Annotated in this window: 2 protein-coding genes; both read left to right on the forward strand. The window is 33.7% G+C overall.

The window, feature by feature from the left end; translation table 11 throughout:
* On the forward strand, positions 1 to 123 hold a 123-nt coding region (locus tag ACFIMA_RS09755), incomplete at its 5' end, for a TrwH protein (RefSeq protein ID WP_275064669.1).
* Complete coding sequence (locus ACFIMA_RS09760; RefSeq protein WP_375621873.1) at positions 120 to 863, forward strand: type IV secretion system protein; 744 nt, start codon at positions 120 to 122, stop codon at positions 861 to 863. The genes ACFIMA_RS09755 and ACFIMA_RS09760, both read left to right, overlap by 4 nt.
* Positions 864 to 967: the final 104 nt, after the last annotated feature.

A 967-nucleotide genomic window follows, 5' to 3' on the forward strand; every position in this document is an offset into this window, starting at 1 on the left:
ATTTTGATTGCAAACCTTTTATCGGCTTGTGCATTAGCACCAAAGCTAAAACAGCCCAATGATAGGAACCGCGTGCCCATTAATAAAACAATCCCTGCCGAAATCAAGCGAGGAGACAGATGAAAAAGCGATTTATTATAACAGGAATGATTACCCTTTTGGGGATGATAAATTTAACTCTAACGTCTAACTTTAGTTGGGGTTCTGGGACACAAAGTTCAACTGTTAAAAGTCCTTTTTCAAAAGCAGAATATCTGGAAATTATTAAGTTGTTAGAACAACAAATTAAAACAAACGAAAACCAGATCGAAAACGCGAAAAAAATTCATCAGTCTATAACAGGAAATAGGATACAAAAACCAACAATAGGAGAAAACAAGAATTCTTTCATACAAGATTTGTTTTCTATCTACCCAAACACACAGACAAACTACCAAAACATAACTACTGGGGAATTTAAAAAAAGATTTAATGAGATTATTCTCGAAGAGAAAAGGTACGGCTTCCAGAATTTGCCGTATAACCAAATGCGCGAAACAATTAATACGCGTCTTAAATATAGTGGAATTGTCGAAAAAGCTGTAAGTTTTCAAACTTTCCAAGACGCAGAGAACCGCTTTAAACAAATGAACGATTTCTTAGATAAGATAAATAAAACAAAAGATCTCAAAGAAGTTTTCGAACTGCAAACACGCATCAAGACCATGTCAGCCATGATCCAAAATGAATATACAAAGCTACAAATGGTCAGAAATTTAAGCGATGACGAAGAGACTCTTATCGAAATACAAAAACGTAAATTGTACAGAAAAATTGTAGCCTCTAACTACAAAAATATGCCTATAATAAGATCTAACCAATAAAGCTTTTTACAGCATTTGCTTTTTTTCATGAAAACAAAAACCAATGTAGAAGGTTCAGTACTCTCTGAACAATTAAGAGAGGCACAAAGATTTTATCAAAGCCA

It is taken from the genome of Bartonella sp. AP88HLJMH, assembly GCF_042195605.1.
GTDB lineage: Bacteria > Pseudomonadota > Alphaproteobacteria > Rhizobiales > Rhizobiaceae > Bartonella.